The sequence below is a fragment of the Ochrobactrum sp. 19YEA23 genome, from assembly GCF_029909865.1.
GTDB classification, from domain to species: domain Bacteria; phylum Pseudomonadota; class Alphaproteobacteria; order Rhizobiales; family Rhizobiaceae; genus Brucella; species Brucella gambitense.
Genome location: NZ_JASAMQ010000006.1, coordinates 43,335 through 58,099, shown reverse-complemented (window position 1 = coordinate 58,099; position 14,765 = coordinate 43,335). Strand labels below are relative to the sequence as shown.

Genomic DNA, 14,765 nt, shown 5'->3' with positions numbered 1-14,765 from the left:
GGAGCAAAGGGGATATGTGGTCCGCTCGCGAACGAGCGGACCGATCCATGTAAACCAGGATTAACGACCGGACGGAACCGTGTCGTCGACCCACAGCTTTTCATAGGACTGAACAGCAATTTCGGCCGCATTCGGTTGCAAACCATGCAACCACGGCTGATGCGCCAGCACGGCTTTGTTGTAGTTGAAGAACCAGACTGGCGCCTCTTCCTGCAACAGATTATTGGCCTTCTTCAGAAGTTCATTCTTCTCTTCGTCGGTCTTGGCAGCCTTTGCAGCATCGACAATCTTGTCGAATTCCGGATTGGAGAACTTCTGATAGTTACAGGCCGATTGCGGCGTGGTCGAATAGAAGCACTGCATCGCGGTCAGTGCATCCGGGCCGCTTTCCAGTGACCACATATAGGCCTGGAAATTACCAGCCGGGACGACATCAGCAAGAACTGACGCCTCGACAGGCTTTGCCTTCACCTTGATGCCGACTTTTGCCAGCATCGGAATGATCGCCTGAACAATGGTCAAGCCCCAGCTTTCATTCTGCGTTGCAGTCAGCTCGAACTCAAAACCATCCGGATAACCGGCCTCTGCGAGCAGGGCCTTGGCTTTTTCAGGGTCATAAGGATAGGGCTTCGCATCCTTGTCAAATGCAGGCGACGAGTTCGGGAGCCAGCCAACCGCACGGTAAGCCTTGTCCTTGACGAGACGCTTGATGATCAGATCGCTATCGATGGCGTAATTGATCGCCTGGCGAACACGCTTGTCCTGAAACGGCTTGAAATCGGGATTGAAGCCAACCGCGCGCGTGTAGGCCTCGGCAACTTCAAGCATGTTTTTCGCAAGTTCCGGATCTGCGCGATAGGTGCTGTATTGTGCTGGTCCAAGCACCGCTACGTCGATTTCCTTGTTGCGGAAGGCAACATCACGTGCAGCGGCATCGCCCATGATCATAATATTGATCTTGTCAGCGTAAGGCTTGCCCTTGTCGTAATACTTATCCCACTTCTCAACCGTCAGACGGGAGCCGGGGACATATTCGGCAAACTTGTAAGGTCCAAGCCCAATCGGGTGACGCTGAAATTCCTCACTATCGCCCTGCCCGGCCGGATAAATCGCCGTGTTGTTGTACATAAACTGATAACCGGGATCGATTGGCTGCTTGAGTGTGATTTCCAGCGTATGATCGTCGATCTTCTTCAGGCCGGAGATTTCCTTGGCCTTGCCCTGCGCATATTCGTCCGCGCCCTTGATTTCAGCAATGTAACGCGCTGGAGGCATGGCCTTCTTCGGGTCCATCATCCGGGTATAGCTCCAGATGATATCGTCTGCCGTCAGCGGCTTGCCGTCATGGAAGAATGCATCCTGACGCAGCTTGTAGGTATAGACGAGCTTGTCGTCCGAAACGCTCACATCCGTTGCCAGGCCCAATACGGGTTTGTTCTGATTTGCATCCCAATCATAAAGCGAACGATGGATAGCCTTGGCGTAAAATTCATCCTGTGTTGCAGGCGAGGACTGAATATCCAGCGTCGAGAAACTGTCGCCATAAGGCGCGACAAAATTGATGACACCGCCGGAGCGCGGCGCGTCATCGGCAAAAGCCGCAGTTCCTGCCATCAACGCGACGGAGATTGCTGCAAGCAATGCAAATTTCCTCATGATCTTCCCCTTTTGATTTTTGTAGATCCGATGAATGAACGTAATCAGGCAGCGAAGCTATGGCTTCGCTGCCTGTTCTCCCTACGAACGTTCGAACACCACTTCGCCTTCGCGAATGGTGAGCATGCAATGCGTATCGTTGAGAATTTCCTCCGGCTTCGCCGTGAGCATATTGCGCGAGAAAACCGCAATATCAGCCGCCTGTCCCGCGACCAGCTTGCCTTTGACGTTTTCAAGCTTCTGCGAAAAAGCACCATATTCAGTGTAGACCTGAAGAGCCTCTTCAATGGTCACGCGTTCGCGTGCATCCATGACCGTGCCCTTACCCGTTTCGCGCGTCAGCATCGAATAGATGTTGGGATACGGATTCGGATGACAGACCGGCGCATCGCTTCCGGTCGCAGGCTTGAAGCCAAGGTCTTTCCACGTCTTGAGCGGGTAGCTTGAAAGCGCCCTCTTCTCACCCAGAACGGAAATATAGGCATCACCAAAATCATAGATGAAGACTTGCTGCGGGCAAGGATAAATGCCCGCCTTCTTCATGCGCTCATGCTGTTCCGGCGTGGAGAATCCGCAATGCTCAATGCGATGACGGCGGTTCGGATCCGGATAGGCTGCAAGCGCCTTCTCATAAGCGGTAATGAGCTGCCCAATGGCCGCATCGCCGATGGCGTGGCAGGCCAGCTGATATCCCTTCTTATGGGTATCCAGCACCAGTGCTTCCAGCTCGGCATCCGGCAATATCTGCACACCAATATTGTTATCGTCGCCGAGATAGGGCTTGCTCATCCAGGCGGTGCGACCGCCAGCAGAACCATCAAGGAATATCTTGACCGCGCCAACCGTCAGCATGTCGTCGCCAACACCTGAGACCAGTCCGGCTTCGTAGCATTTTTCAACGATTGAAGGGCCAGGATCGCCCAGCAGAACAAGCCACGTGCGCACCGGCAGCCGCTTCTGCAACTTGGCAATATTGTAGGCGCGAATTTCGTCGAATCCTGCAACCTGACCGACCGCCGCATCCATGACGCTTGTAATGCCATAGGAAAGCAGCAGATTGCCCGCAGCCTCAATGGCTTCGATCATTTCTTCGGTGGTCGCTGTCGGGATCGCTTTGCGAACCGCGCCTTGCGCATTCTCGGCAACCATACCGGTCAGAACGCCATTGTGCTGCTCAATCAGACCGCCGTCCGGCACGGGCGATTTTTCATCAATACCGGCCAGCTCAAAGGCCTTCGAATTGAAGATCGACACGTGACCGCAGGCACGCACCAGCATGACAGGATGGTCTGGCGCGACCGCATCGAGTTCCGATTTATGGGGATGGCGACCAACATCAAGCTTGGTCTGATCGTAACCACGCGCCTTGATCCAGGTGCCCGGAGGGACCGTCGCCGCCTTTTCGCGGATTGCACCAAGCAGGCTTTCAAGCGTAGGGGCTGCATGAGCCGTCGCGTCAAGCCATTTAAGCGTAAGCCCGACCGATATCAGGTGAAGATGAGAATCGTTCAGTCCCGGTGTAGCGAAACGACCTTTCAGATCGATCAGCTGTGTCTTGTCGCCCTTAAGGCCCCAGACCTGATCTTTGGTACCAGTGGCAAGCACCTTGCCTTGCCAGATTGCCAGGGCTTCGACCGTGCCCTCTTCGTATCCACACCAGATCGTGCCGTTATAAATTATGGTATCAGCACGCATTTCGGGCATTACAGACATTCAGCGATCCCCTCCCTAAGTTACCGCTTTCATAGAACTATTGAGCAGAGTTCCACTGATGTATCAACCGTTCAAGCCGTGGATTTGACAAATTTTTTAGGAGCAACTTGAGCAGATTGACGAATTCGTCGACGGTTTGCCGAAACCGCTTGCAAACGCAATTGTCCAGCCCAGCAGGATTGATAGCTGGCTAATAGAAACTTACAATTTGAACGGGAACAACGAGCTGCATTTCAACAGCAGTAGCGGCCAAGGAATATAAGAAGCACTAAAAAACTGGAGGCGGGGCCGCATGGCCCCGCCTTCCTTTTTCTTTGATCAGATGATGCCAAGCGCATCCATGGCTTCTGCCACCCGGACGAAACCGGCAACATTGGCGCCAAGAACATAATCGCCCGGCGTGCCATATTCTTCGGCCGTTTCAGCGCAAAGATCGTGGATATTGCGCATGATTTCAGCGAGACGCGCCTCAGTCTGTTCGAAAGTCCAGCTGTCACGCGATGCGTTCTGCTGCATTTCGAGAGCCGAGGTCGCCACACCGCCAGCATTGGCAGCCTTGCCGGGAGCGAAAAGCACCTTCGCGTCCTGGAATATCTTCACGGCTTCCGGTGTGGATGGCATGTTTGCACCCTCGCCAACGGCGATAACGCCATTCTTTACCAGCGTCTTGGCGTCTTTGCCCGTCAGTTCGTTCTGCGTTGCCGAAGGCATGGCGACGTCGCAAGGCACATCCCAGATCGAACCACCCTCGATGTAATGGACAGACTGGCCCTTCTGGCGCGCATATTCCGAAATGCGCTCTCTGCGCACTTCCTTGATTTCCTTGACGAGATCGAGGTCGATACCATTCTCGTCAACGATGTAGCCGTTGGAATCCGAGCAGGCGACGATCTTGCCGCCGAACTCGATCACCTTTTCCATCGTGTAAATAGCGACATTGCCTGAACCGGAAACGACGACGCGCTTGCCATCGAAATCCTGCTTGCGCGCCTGAAGCATGCGCTGCACGAAATAAGTCGCACCATAACCGGTTGCTTCTTTACGCGCTCTCGAGCCGCCGTAGAACAGCGCCTTGCCCGTCAGCACACCTGCTTCGTAGCGATTGGTCAGACGCTTGTACTGGCCGAACATATAGCCGATCTCGCGTCCACCGACGCCGATATCGCCTGCAGGCACGTCGACATATTCACCGATATGGCGGTGAAGCTCGGTCATGAAGGACTGGCAAAAACGCATGATTTCAGCATCGGAACGACCGCGCGGATTAAAATCCGAACCGCCCTTGCCGCCGCCGATCGGCATGCCGGTCAGTGCATTTTTAAAAGTCTGCTCGAAACCGAGGAACTTGATGATCCCGACATTGACTGACGGATGAAAGCGAATGCCGCCCTTGTAGGGTCCGAGCGCCGAATTGAACTGTACACGGAAGCCACGATTAATCTGTACACGCCCCTGATCATCGACCCACGGTACGCGGAAAATGATCTGACGTTCTGGCTCACAGATACGTTCAATCAAGGCATTGTCGGCATAATATGGTCGTTTCGCGATGACGCGCCCAACGCTTTCCAGCACCTCTCGAACAGCCTGATGAAATTCGATTTCACCGGCGTTGCGGTGGAGGACATCTTCGAGAATAGGCTCGAGCTTTTCATGGACGTTGACCAAAATTTCATCTCCAGAGTCGGTATGTAATCTCATAATGATCACTCTCTAGAATAAAATTTGACCAATTTGAATAAGTATTAAGCATTAGTTTTGCAAAAAACGCGCAGACGCCCATTTTTAAAGCACGACCATTCCGAACTAGCGCCGCCACGCAACGTATAGCGAACTGCTGATCAAGATCACGACGCCTAAAAATGTAATATTGTCTGGTACTTGGGCAAAGAATAGCCAGCTGAAGAATGTCGAGGTAATTATTTCAATATAAGCAAAAGGCGCAACCAATGACGCCTCGCCATAATGATAGGCTCTAATGATCAGATACTGGCCAGCAAGGCCGACAAGCGTCATGCCGACCGCCATCGTCCATTGAAACAGGTCAAGCCCCTGCCAGAAGATGAACATCAAAGGTGCTGCCACGATGAGCGCCGAGAAATGTGTCTGGAAGGTCAAAGCAATCGGCGGCACACGTCGCACGCCGCTTGAGCCCTTTTTTATCGCAATGACATATCCGGCCATCGCCGCGCCTGAGGCCAGAGCAAGCAGGCTACCCATTTCCAGTGCGTGGTGCGTGGGCCGAATGATGATCAAAGTGGCGGCAAAACCAATAAGAAGCGCGACCCATCGGGCGAGGCGCACCCTTTCCTTTAGAAACAGGCCTGAAAACAAGGTCACAAACAATGGCTGAACAAAGCTGATCGCCACCGCATCCGCGATTGACAGAAACTTCAGGGAACTGAAGAAGCAGACGCCTGCCAGAATGCTGAAGAAGCCCAATGCGAAAGCATTGCGCCAGCCCTGCTGTGGTGGAAGAACGGGCTGACGGCTTACAATCATAAGAGGCATCAGAAACAATGTGCCGAGCAGCATGCGCAGGAAGACGACCTGCATGGCTGGTATCTGGCTGGTCACCAGATACTTCGCTTGCACATCAATCATCGGAACAAGCGTCATCGCCAGCACCATCATAAGAATGCCGGATCCGTTCGTATTGCTCCGATGCGTGATCACCGCATCCGACGACATGATGTTACCTACCCCTCGCGGAGGTTTTCGATAGGCTGTTGATATCAGGCCCTCGAAAACACCCTGCCCGCCACTTGCTCTCATTTTGCCCGGCAAAGAAGATTGCCGCTCATCACTCGAACCAGCGTGCTGCCCTGTCCTGAAAGCGATACCACGTTCCCACCATGGGCAGGAACCAGGGATTGCCGTTGTAGAAATAGAGACGCGGGAAATGGCTCCCGATCGTGCCGCGGTCAGAATTTGGAACGCCCAGCATATATTCAGCCATTCGGTGACCAAGATAGGTCTGATTGGAAATACCACCGCCATTACAGCAGGACAGATAATAGATACCGTCTTCCATTCGTCCGCCATGCGAGCAGAAGTCATAGGCAAAGCAGACATTGCCAAGCCAGCCATGGCTCAATTTTATGCCGCGTGTTTCGGGAAAAGTATGTTCCATGAACGCGCGCAATCCGGCGGCACCCTGTTCTTCCGTGGAATTGCGAAACCGCGCTCGACCTCCGAAAAGGATACGCTTGCCGTCTGGAGAGCGACGGAAGTAATAGAGAATATGTTTGGTATCGCCCACCGCCCGGTTGTTGGGAATCAACCGCTCCAACAAGTCGAAGGACATTTCCTCCGTAGCGATCATATAGCTTTGCACTGGAATGGTTCGCTGACGAAGCCACTTCACTTCCGGCCCCACATAGCCGTTCAAACCCAACAAGATCTTTTCCGCACGGATTTCGACAGAGGTCTTGTTCTGGACGTTTTCCAAGAACGCCACATGCCCCTCGGCGCTTTTGCGGGCACCCTTATACCGCCAGCCGGTGAAAATACGCACACCCAACGCCCGGGCACGGTTGGCCAAAGCGCGCACATATTTCGCCGGATGGATGGTTCCCTGATCGTGACGAACCATCGCGCCGCGGTAAATATCCGTCTTGAGCACGCTATGGATCTGTGTCTCATCAAGGATTTCGTATTTCTCCCGGTCCTGTGGGGCAAGACCATCACGAAATGCGCGCAGTTTGGCCAGATCCTTGCGTGAATGGGCAGCAGCAACACTTCCGGCAAGGTTCAGATCAATCGGGTCCTGCAGAGACTGCGCGCGCTTGACCATGAAATTCATGGATGAACCATAATCATCCATGATTTCCCGCGCGCGCTTTCCCCCAAAACGCGCAGTTGCCTGAGCAAGCGTGAACTTCGGCGCATTGCCAATCTGCCCACCATTACGCGAACTGGCCCCTTCACCTATGCGCATGGCATCCACAACCATGATGTCGGTCTGCCCGGCTTCCGCCAAAGTAATGGCCGCCGAAAGGCCCGTATAGCCAGAGCCGATGATCAACACGCTGCACGACGTCTTGTCGAACACTCGCTCGCCATGTTGCGGGTCGGCCGCTTCCCACCAGAAAGGCGTCGTCTTCATAGTATCCCCTCCGTCATAACCTGACATTCATTCAGACAGCACAAGCCGCTCAAACGCGGCTGTCCAAAGCTGATCCGTCACTGGTTGTTGTGAAATAGATTTTCTTGACTGTACTGGTGGTCTTCCAGCTGCCAGTAAATCCCGGTTCAAGCACAACAAGATCGCCCGGGCCAAAATGTTTGGGTTGCTCAATACCATCCTGGAACAACGTGATCTGGCCTTCGAGAATATAGAAGGTTTCAAGTGTGCTTGTGTCGCGCACCACACGATGATGGCCCGTCGTTGCCGACCAGACCCCACTGGCTATCTGTCCGTCGAGCAAAGGCCAGGACCGAAACTCCGGAGCACCTTCAAGCACAAGAGCGGGATTGGGATAGCTAGCCTCACCGGACCCTAGATTCCCGGTTGCTGCCGATTTGAGTTTATCCACGAATTCATTCCCCATTTAATTGAGCAAAATGCAGTCTTTTGCATCGAAAGCGATCTGTACGGGAGCATCTGTCAAGAGCGCCCCGTCGCGCGCGCTGCCATAAGTTGTAATTGTGCGACCGTTCGGCAGTGAGACCGTGTAAAGCACCCGATCACCAGAATAGGTTGACGTGGCCACCACGCCGGAAAGCATGATGTCGCCAACTGCGTTTGCATTCCCGGATGATGCGCCGAGCCGAATATCTTCCGGACGCACCACCAGTTCCGCCTTTCCGATGCGGTCAGCACCTGCGTTGAGATCTACGCCCACGAGCTTGAATTCAGCAGCGGCGAATTGCGGCCCCGATGCCGTGTGGGTAAGTGCGCCTTCAAATATGTTCGACTTTCCGATGAAGTCGGCCACGAAACGCGAACCCGGCTTGCGATAGAGGTGATGACCGCTGTCATATTGTTCGATCCGCCCATGGTTCATGACCGCAATGCCATCGGACATATGCATGGCCTCTTCCTGATCATGGGTCACATTGATGAAGGTGGTCCCAAGCCGATGATGGATGTCTCGCAATTGATCCTGCAAGTCGATGCGCAGCTTTTTGTCGAGCGCCGACATGGGTTCGTCGAGCAACAGGAGATCAGGTTCGAACACCAATGCCCGCGCAAGCGCCACACGCTGCTGCTGCCCGCCTGACAGTTCGTGTGGTTTCCGCCGTGCAAACTTATTTAGCTGGACCAGTTCAAGCATGGCGTTAACCTGACTGGAAATCTGATCGCGGTTCTTGCGGCGAACTTTGAGCGGATAGGCAATATTGTCAAAGACACTCATATGCGGAAACAACGCATAGCCTTGAAAAACGAGGCCAAAATTTCGCTTTTCCGGCTTGAGGGCAGTGATGTCTCGACCTTCCAGCCGGATATCGCCGCTCGACACATCTTCGAACCCGGCCAGAATTTTCAGTAATGTGGTTTTCCCTGAGCCGGACGGCCCGAGCAAGGTCACGAAACTGCCCTTGGTGATGCTCAATGATACATTGTGCAGGGCCTGCATGGTTCCGTAGAATTTGTTGATGTCGCGAATATCGATAAACGCCATGGTAGTGCTCCGCTTTATCGGAATTTCAGAGTTTTGCCGGTTTGCCGAGTTGCTGTAACCAGTGCATCAAGGACAGCAATGCGAAGCTGATGAGCGATAGCAGCAGCGCCACAACGACCAGCGTTGGCTGCAAGCGATCCCGTAATCCTGAAAACAGCATGACTGGCAGGGTTGTCGATTCCGGCGAGGCAAGGAAAAGCGCCGCCACCACTTCATCAAACGACGTCGTGAAGGCGAAGAGTGCGCCAGCCATAAAGCCGGGCGCGGCAAGCGGCAGGGTAACGGTCAAGAAGCGGTGACGACGCGATGCTCCCAGTGAAGCAGCGGCGCGATCAAGGTCCGGGTCGAGCCCACGCAAAGATGTCATCACCGAAAGGAAGACCAGAGGCGCGGCGAGAATGGAGTGGGCGAGCACTAGCCCCATATAGCTGCCGGATAGTCCCATACGACCGAATGAATAGGCAAAAGCCACACCAATGACGATACTGGGAACAACCATCGGCGATACAAACAGTGCGGTTAGAATAGTTTGCAGCCAGCGGTTAAGGAGCATGACGCCCGTCGCGGCCAGACCGCCCACCAAAAGCGCAACCACTGTCGTACCGATTGCAACTTTCAAACTGTTGAAGAATGAGCGGACCCATTGCTCTTGCGCAAAAACCTCGTGGAACCATTTCAGCGAGAAGCCTTCCATCGGATACGTCAGGAAAGAACTCTCATTGAAAGCCAATGGCATGATGAGCACCAGTGGAACAATCAGAAATGCTAGCGCAAACAGGGTCGAAGCCCAGAAGATGATACGGGACATCAGGCAACCCCTCCTCTGCGATTTGCAAGCCAGCGAAGCGCGCCGAAAAGAGAAACCAGCATCACAACGATAGACAGAAGCAGCACTGAGAGAGCCGAGGCCATCCCCCAGTTGAGCGCGCGCTTGACGAAGTCAGCAATATAGAAAGATAGCATCTGGTCTTTCGGACCGCCCGTAAGTGCGGGTGTGATGTAGAAACCAAGGGCCAGAATGAACACCGTTCCTGCTGCAACACCAACGCCGCGCAAGCTCTGCGGGAAATAGACACGCAGGAAAGATTCCACCGGACCTGCGCCGAGACTGCGAGATGCATCAACCTGCGACTGCGGGATCGTCCGCATCACATTCATCATAGGAATAATGGCAAATGGCAGCAGTACATGTGTCATTGCAACGATGACGCCGAAGCGATTGAAGATCAATTGCAGCGGTTCATTTATCAAGCCAGTCCAGAGCAGAAATGTATTCAAGACACCAGAAGTCTGAAGCAGGATCACCCATGCGGTCGTACGCACGAGGATGGAGGTCCAGAAACTCATCAGCACGGCAACCAGAATGAAAGCTGCCATTTTGCGCGGAGCATGCAAGGCGGCGTAGGCAAGAGGATAGCTGATCAGCAAGGTGACGAGAGTGACCTGGATCGCGATGGCCAGCGTGCGCCACATGATCTGAAGATATATGTCGTCGCCGCCAGTCGTAAGCTTGCCTTCCTCGTTCACCTTGAAACCCGTGGCCCGTTCGAAGTGGCGGAAGCTGATCCGGTCGGAATTCTGTGCGATAACCGTCCAGTATTTTTGTTCGTTCCAGCGCGGATCAAAGCCTGTCAGTCCACCGAGATCAGGCTCAATCGTATCGGCGGCGCGGGCCGTCTTGAGGAAGAGTGTTCGAAAGCCGCTTAATTCCTGATTGAGCTCACGAGCAACCGCCGCCTGCTGACCGCCATCCATGGCCCGCATATCCGCAACAAGAGCGGCCGCCTGTGCATTTCGGTCCAGACTGTCAGCACCCCTGAAATTCACCAAGCTGCCCGATAGTTCCCGATTGTCGAGACTGAGCGAAATAACCGAGCCTATCGGCACGAGATAGAGAAACACGTATATGACTAGCGGCACGGCCAGGCAGACAAGTGCTGCCAGTCCGCTGCCGCCCGGCTTGCGGGACGCTGCAATCATTCTGCTAACCTTTTTGGGACTTTTGCTCCGGCGGACCAACCGCCGGAGGAACTCAACATGGAATTATCGATAGACGAGACTTTACTGGGTTGCCCAACGGTTCCAGCGCTCGGTCAAGTCGTCCAGATGTTCCACCCAGAAAGAGTCTGAATAGAAGGCTGCATCCTTGATATTGTCTGCGGCAGGCAGTTCTTTCAGCATTTCAGGCGTCAGGGATTCCGCTGCCTTGGTGTTGGATGGGCCATAGGGCATCAGTGACGAAAATTTGGCCTGATTCTGCGGATCGTTGACGATCTTGAACAGATCATTGATCTTGTCCTTGTAAGGCGAACCTTTGACCATTGCCCAACCATCCATGTTTACAAGATGGTTTTTCCAGACAAACTCGATAGGCTTGCCTTCACGCTTGGCCATAACTGCGCGACCATTATAGCCGGTCGACATGGCGACATTGTTGGAGGCGAGCCATTCGATAGGCTGGGCACCGGATTCCCAGAATTGCAGCAGATCCTTGATCTTGTCGAATTGGGCAAAGGCCCTGTCCACGCCTTCAGGCGTCGCCAACACTTCATAGACTTTATCTGGCGCCACACCATCGGCCATGAGTGCATATTCGAGGTTCATGCTCGGACTATTACGAATGCCGCGCTTGCCAGGAAATTTTTCACGGTCGAAAAAGTCTTTCCAGTCCTGTGGGGGCTGCGGAAAGGTTTTGGAGTTATAGGCATAACCATTGCCAATCACCACATTGCCGACACCGCATGGGGTCGCTGCGCCCGGCAACAGATTATCCTCGCCAATCGCCTTCCAGTCGAGCTGTTCCAGCAGGCCCTCATCGCAAGCGAGCTGAAGCTCCGAACCGCCCATGATGAGAAAATCCCACGTGACATTGCCGGTATCGACCATGGCCTTGATTTCGGCCAAACCGCCCAGATACGTCGTTTCGACAATGTTGACACCTAGTTTTTCTGCGATGGGCTTGAAATAGGCTTCGCGCTGGGCGTCCTGATAATTGCCGCCCCAACCCGCAACGGTAAAATCTCTGGCCATCGCAACAGCGGAAACGGACGTCATAACAGCGCAGATTGCTGCAATTTTCATAGCTCTCATGATGATTCCTCCCAAAATCCCGAGATATTATTCCCCACGTTTGATCGGCACTGATAGGCCTGTTCTTGTTTGCGATCTGTACGTGTTGTGCTAAAATTATGACTGCATTAAAATTTTTGTCAAATATTTTTAATGCTATTAAATTGTTGATCATTATTTATAATCGTTCAAGTTGAGTCTAAGCGAGGGTGGCGAATGTCGACGGAACTGAATGTCCTTGATCCGCAAAGCGATGCTGTTCAGGTTGGTGAGACGTTGCGCCTGCGCCGTCAAATGCGCGGCATGTCGCTTAAGCAGGTCGCGGAACCGGCAGGAATATCCGTCGGTATGTTGAGCCAGGTGGAACGTGGGCTGGCAGCCCCGTCAATCAAGACGCTCCGGGCCATTTGTTCCGCTATGGATATGCCCGTCAACTGGCTCTTCCACCGCGACACGGACCCGGAAAATCAGGCCAACGAATTTATAGTGCAGCGCAATTGCAGGCGCTCCCTGACCTATAATGACGGCGCGCTGATCAAGGAATTGCTGACGCCTGACACCCAACCGCAAATTCAGATGCTTCGCTTTCTGATGGAACCCGGCGCAGATTCGGGCGAACCCTATTCCAACACGGATGGCGGCAAATGCGGATTGGTTCTGCAAGGAACGCTTGGCCTTGAACTCGACGCACGGCAGTTCATCATCAATACAGGCGACAGTTTCGCCTTTCCGGCCCGATCTATGGTGCGATTCTGGACGGTGGGCGACAATACCTGCGAGGTTATATGGGTGGTATCTCCGGCAACCGTTTAACATTGCGGGCGCGTTGATCACACCACAGTGTAGGTGGATGCATGCAGAACGTTCCGTTCAGGCAACCTCGCTTGAACAGTGGCCTGAGAACCCGATAAAGGCGCGGCTTTCAAACCGCGCCTCTTCTCTATTCAGCGGCCAGTAGGTACTAGTGTTCTGAAAACTCCAGCAATGTACCGCTGGTGCTTTGAGGTTGCACAGCCACACCTGCGGACGTTTGCACAAACGAAACGCCATGTGCGGACAGCGCATCGCGCGCTTTATCCAACGAACGGACCCGAATGCGTAGCACTGCAAAGGCGCTGGCAGGCGTCTTGCTCAGATCGACTTCCGGATAAAGCGATGCGGCCCGCTCACGGTCGACGACCAGTAGATCGGCCGAGTTTGGACCGGTCAGAACTTTCCAGCCACCGTCGTGCTCCACCGCTTCCCCGGCCTTGTAAAGACGAGCAAATCCTTTTGCAGCCTGTGCGGGTTCATTCGAAATGGCTACGATGGCAGATAGTCCAATCGCTCCATTTTCGTGTTCGATCAGTTCCGGCAGCCAGACCGTCTCACGCGTCTTGTGCTGGCACATGAACACCATGCCCTGCGGAACTTCGCTATTTGCGAAGGATACAGTTTCGAACGCTGCAACGCCTTCACCACCGCTCGGCAATTGCACAGGGCGCTGGAAAGCACCGACTTCGCCCGTCGTTATGCCGAGCGCTGCAAGCTCCGCCTTTGCCTCGCATGCGCTGTCGATCCGGCAGGCAATAGCATGAAGCCCTTCCCCTTGCGCAGCCAGTTTCTCTCGCTGGTGCAGATTACCCGGCGTTTCGGCAACAATCCCCAGAAGCTCGAAATAATCATCCGGGAACATGATCGTGTAGTTGCCGGTGCCTTTCTCCTTGCTGTGCAGCCCGCGTGGGCTCAGCGTGAAACCAAAGCGGCGATATTGCTCGGCACTTTTCTCCAGATCGTTAACCAGCAGAAAAACGTGATCGACGCCTTTTACCGGATGAGACATGTGGAGTTTCCTTTTTTCATAAAAACAGATGCTTGGAGTTGAGGCTTATTTCTTTGTCGGCGCCAATACAATCTCATGGATGGTGACGCGCGGATTCATATTGGCAACATAGAGGGCGGTTTCGGCCATGTCTTCAGGCTGGATGACGTCATCCATGCGCGCGGGGTCGAAACCCGGGCGACGTGCCAGAAGCGGTGTAGCCACCTCGCCCGGGCAAAGAACCGTGGAGCGAATACCGTTTTGCCCCTCCTGCGCGTTCAGGCTGGCGCTCAAATCATTGAGCGCATGCTTGGATGCGCCATAGGGCACGCCGCCAGCCGGTGATGAAAAACGTCCCGCCCACGAAGATGTATGGATCATCAGGCCAGCACCCTGCTTGCGCATCGGGGTCAGTGCGGCAGCAATCACATTGATCGCCCCCTTGATATTGATGTCGATAACATCTTCCCATGAATCGAAATCGATATCCGCCCAGCTGCGACGCGGAATATTAAGACCGGCATTGTTGCAGAGTATATCGAGACGCCCAGCCCAATTGACGATGGCATGGGCCGTATCCGTCATCGCCTTGCGGTCAAGCACATCAGCCGGGAATGTTCGGGCCTCGCCGCCAGCTGATGCTATTTCATCCGCGACAGATGCCAACGCGTCGGCTTTCCGGCCCGTCAGAGCCACGGGCCAGCCGTGGCTCGCAAACCGTCGCGCCATGGCAGCGCCGATGCCCGACCCGGCACCGGTGATCCAGACTGCACCTGGCTTAGCTTTGCCCGCATTTTCGCTCTGTTCGGGAGAAATCTGGCTCATCAACAAACTCCAATATAGAAAATCGACATTTATTAACGCATGGTTGTCGAGAAATTATACTAATTTTATCGTTC

General features: G+C 54.0%; 13 protein-coding genes. 1 reads left to right on the top strand and 12 read right to left on the bottom strand.

Going from position 1 to position 14,765, the window contains the following annotated elements:
* Positions 1 to 60: 60 nt before the first annotated feature.
* The 10 genes from QBD01_RS15870 to QBD01_RS15825 form a co-directional block, all read right to left on the bottom strand.
* The gene (locus QBD01_RS15870; protein WP_280993614.1) at positions 61 to 1,656 is read right to left on the bottom strand and encodes an ABC transporter substrate-binding protein; all 1,596 of its coding nucleotides are present in this window, start codon (positions 1,654 to 1,656) and stop codon (positions 61 to 63) included.
* 81 nt (positions 1,657 to 1,737) lie between these two features.
* On the bottom strand, positions 1,738 to 3,360 hold the full coding sequence (locus QBD01_RS15865; RefSeq protein WP_392391430.1) for an amidohydrolase: 1,623 nt from the start codon (positions 3,358 to 3,360) through the stop codon (positions 1,738 to 1,740).
* Positions 3,361 to 3,687: 327 nt separating this feature from the next.
* Positions 3,688 to 5,070, bottom strand: coding sequence for an NADP-specific glutamate dehydrogenase (gene gdhA / locus QBD01_RS15860; RefSeq protein WP_139364437.1), 1,383 nt, complete (start codon positions 5,068 to 5,070; stop codon positions 3,688 to 3,690).
* A 105-nt stretch (positions 5,071 to 5,175) separates the two neighbouring features.
* Positions 5,176 to 6,156, bottom strand: coding sequence for a DMT family transporter (locus QBD01_RS15855; protein ID WP_280993612.1), 981 nt, complete (start codon positions 6,154 to 6,156; stop codon positions 5,176 to 5,178).
* 16 nt (positions 6,157 to 6,172) lie between these two features.
* Positions 6,173 to 7,477, bottom strand: coding sequence for an FAD-binding oxidoreductase (locus QBD01_RS15850; protein WP_280993611.1), 1,305 nt, complete (start codon positions 7,475 to 7,477; stop codon positions 6,173 to 6,175).
* A 49-nt stretch (positions 7,478 to 7,526) separates the two neighbouring features.
* Positions 7,527 to 7,907, bottom strand: coding sequence for a cupin domain-containing protein (locus tag QBD01_RS15845; RefSeq protein ID WP_280993610.1), 381 nt, complete (start codon positions 7,905 to 7,907; stop codon positions 7,527 to 7,529).
* Positions 7,908 to 7,922: 15 nt separating this feature from the next.
* Positions 7,923 to 8,996, bottom strand: coding sequence for an ABC transporter ATP-binding protein (locus QBD01_RS15840; RefSeq protein ID WP_280993609.1), 1,074 nt, complete (start codon positions 8,994 to 8,996; stop codon positions 7,923 to 7,925).
* A 25-nt stretch (positions 8,997 to 9,021) separates the two neighbouring features.
* Positions 9,022 to 9,804 (bottom strand): ABC transporter permease, encoded by a 783-nt coding sequence (locus tag QBD01_RS15835; protein ID WP_280993608.1) that lies wholly within the window; start codon positions 9,802 to 9,804, stop codon positions 9,022 to 9,024.
* Entirely contained in the window at positions 9,804 to 10,976 is a 1,173-nt protein-coding gene (locus QBD01_RS15830; RefSeq protein ID WP_280993607.1) for an ABC transporter permease, read from the bottom strand. The genes QBD01_RS15835 and QBD01_RS15830 overlap by 1 nt, the downstream gene beginning before the upstream one ends.
* Before the next feature lie 81 nt (positions 10,977 to 11,057).
* A complete protein-coding gene (locus tag QBD01_RS15825) occupies positions 11,058 to 12,086 on the bottom strand; it encodes an ABC transporter substrate-binding protein (protein WP_280993606.1) in 1,029 nt (342 codons plus the stop codon).
* Between the two features lie 195 nt (positions 12,087 to 12,281).
* Here QBD01_RS15825 and QBD01_RS15820 point away from each other — a divergent pair, with 195 nt between their 5' ends.
* Positions 12,282 to 12,878, top strand: a complete 597-nt coding sequence (locus tag QBD01_RS15820; protein ID WP_280993605.1) for an XRE family transcriptional regulator — start codon at positions 12,282 to 12,284, stop codon at positions 12,876 to 12,878.
* A 148-nt stretch (positions 12,879 to 13,026) separates the two neighbouring features.
* Here the strand turns inward: QBD01_RS15820 and QBD01_RS15815 are convergent, their stop codons facing one another.
* Together QBD01_RS15815 and QBD01_RS15810 are read right to left on the bottom strand one after the other, a co-directional pair.
* Positions 13,027 to 13,887 (bottom strand): VOC family protein, encoded by an 861-nt coding sequence (locus QBD01_RS15815; RefSeq protein ID WP_280993604.1) that lies wholly within the window; start codon positions 13,885 to 13,887, stop codon positions 13,027 to 13,029.
* A gap of 45 nt (positions 13,888 to 13,932) precedes the next feature.
* The gene (locus QBD01_RS15810) at positions 13,933 to 14,691 is read right to left on the bottom strand and encodes an SDR family oxidoreductase (RefSeq protein WP_280993603.1); all 759 of its coding nucleotides are present in this window, start codon (positions 14,689 to 14,691) and stop codon (positions 13,933 to 13,935) included.
* Between the last annotated feature and the right edge of the window lie 74 nt (positions 14,692 to 14,765).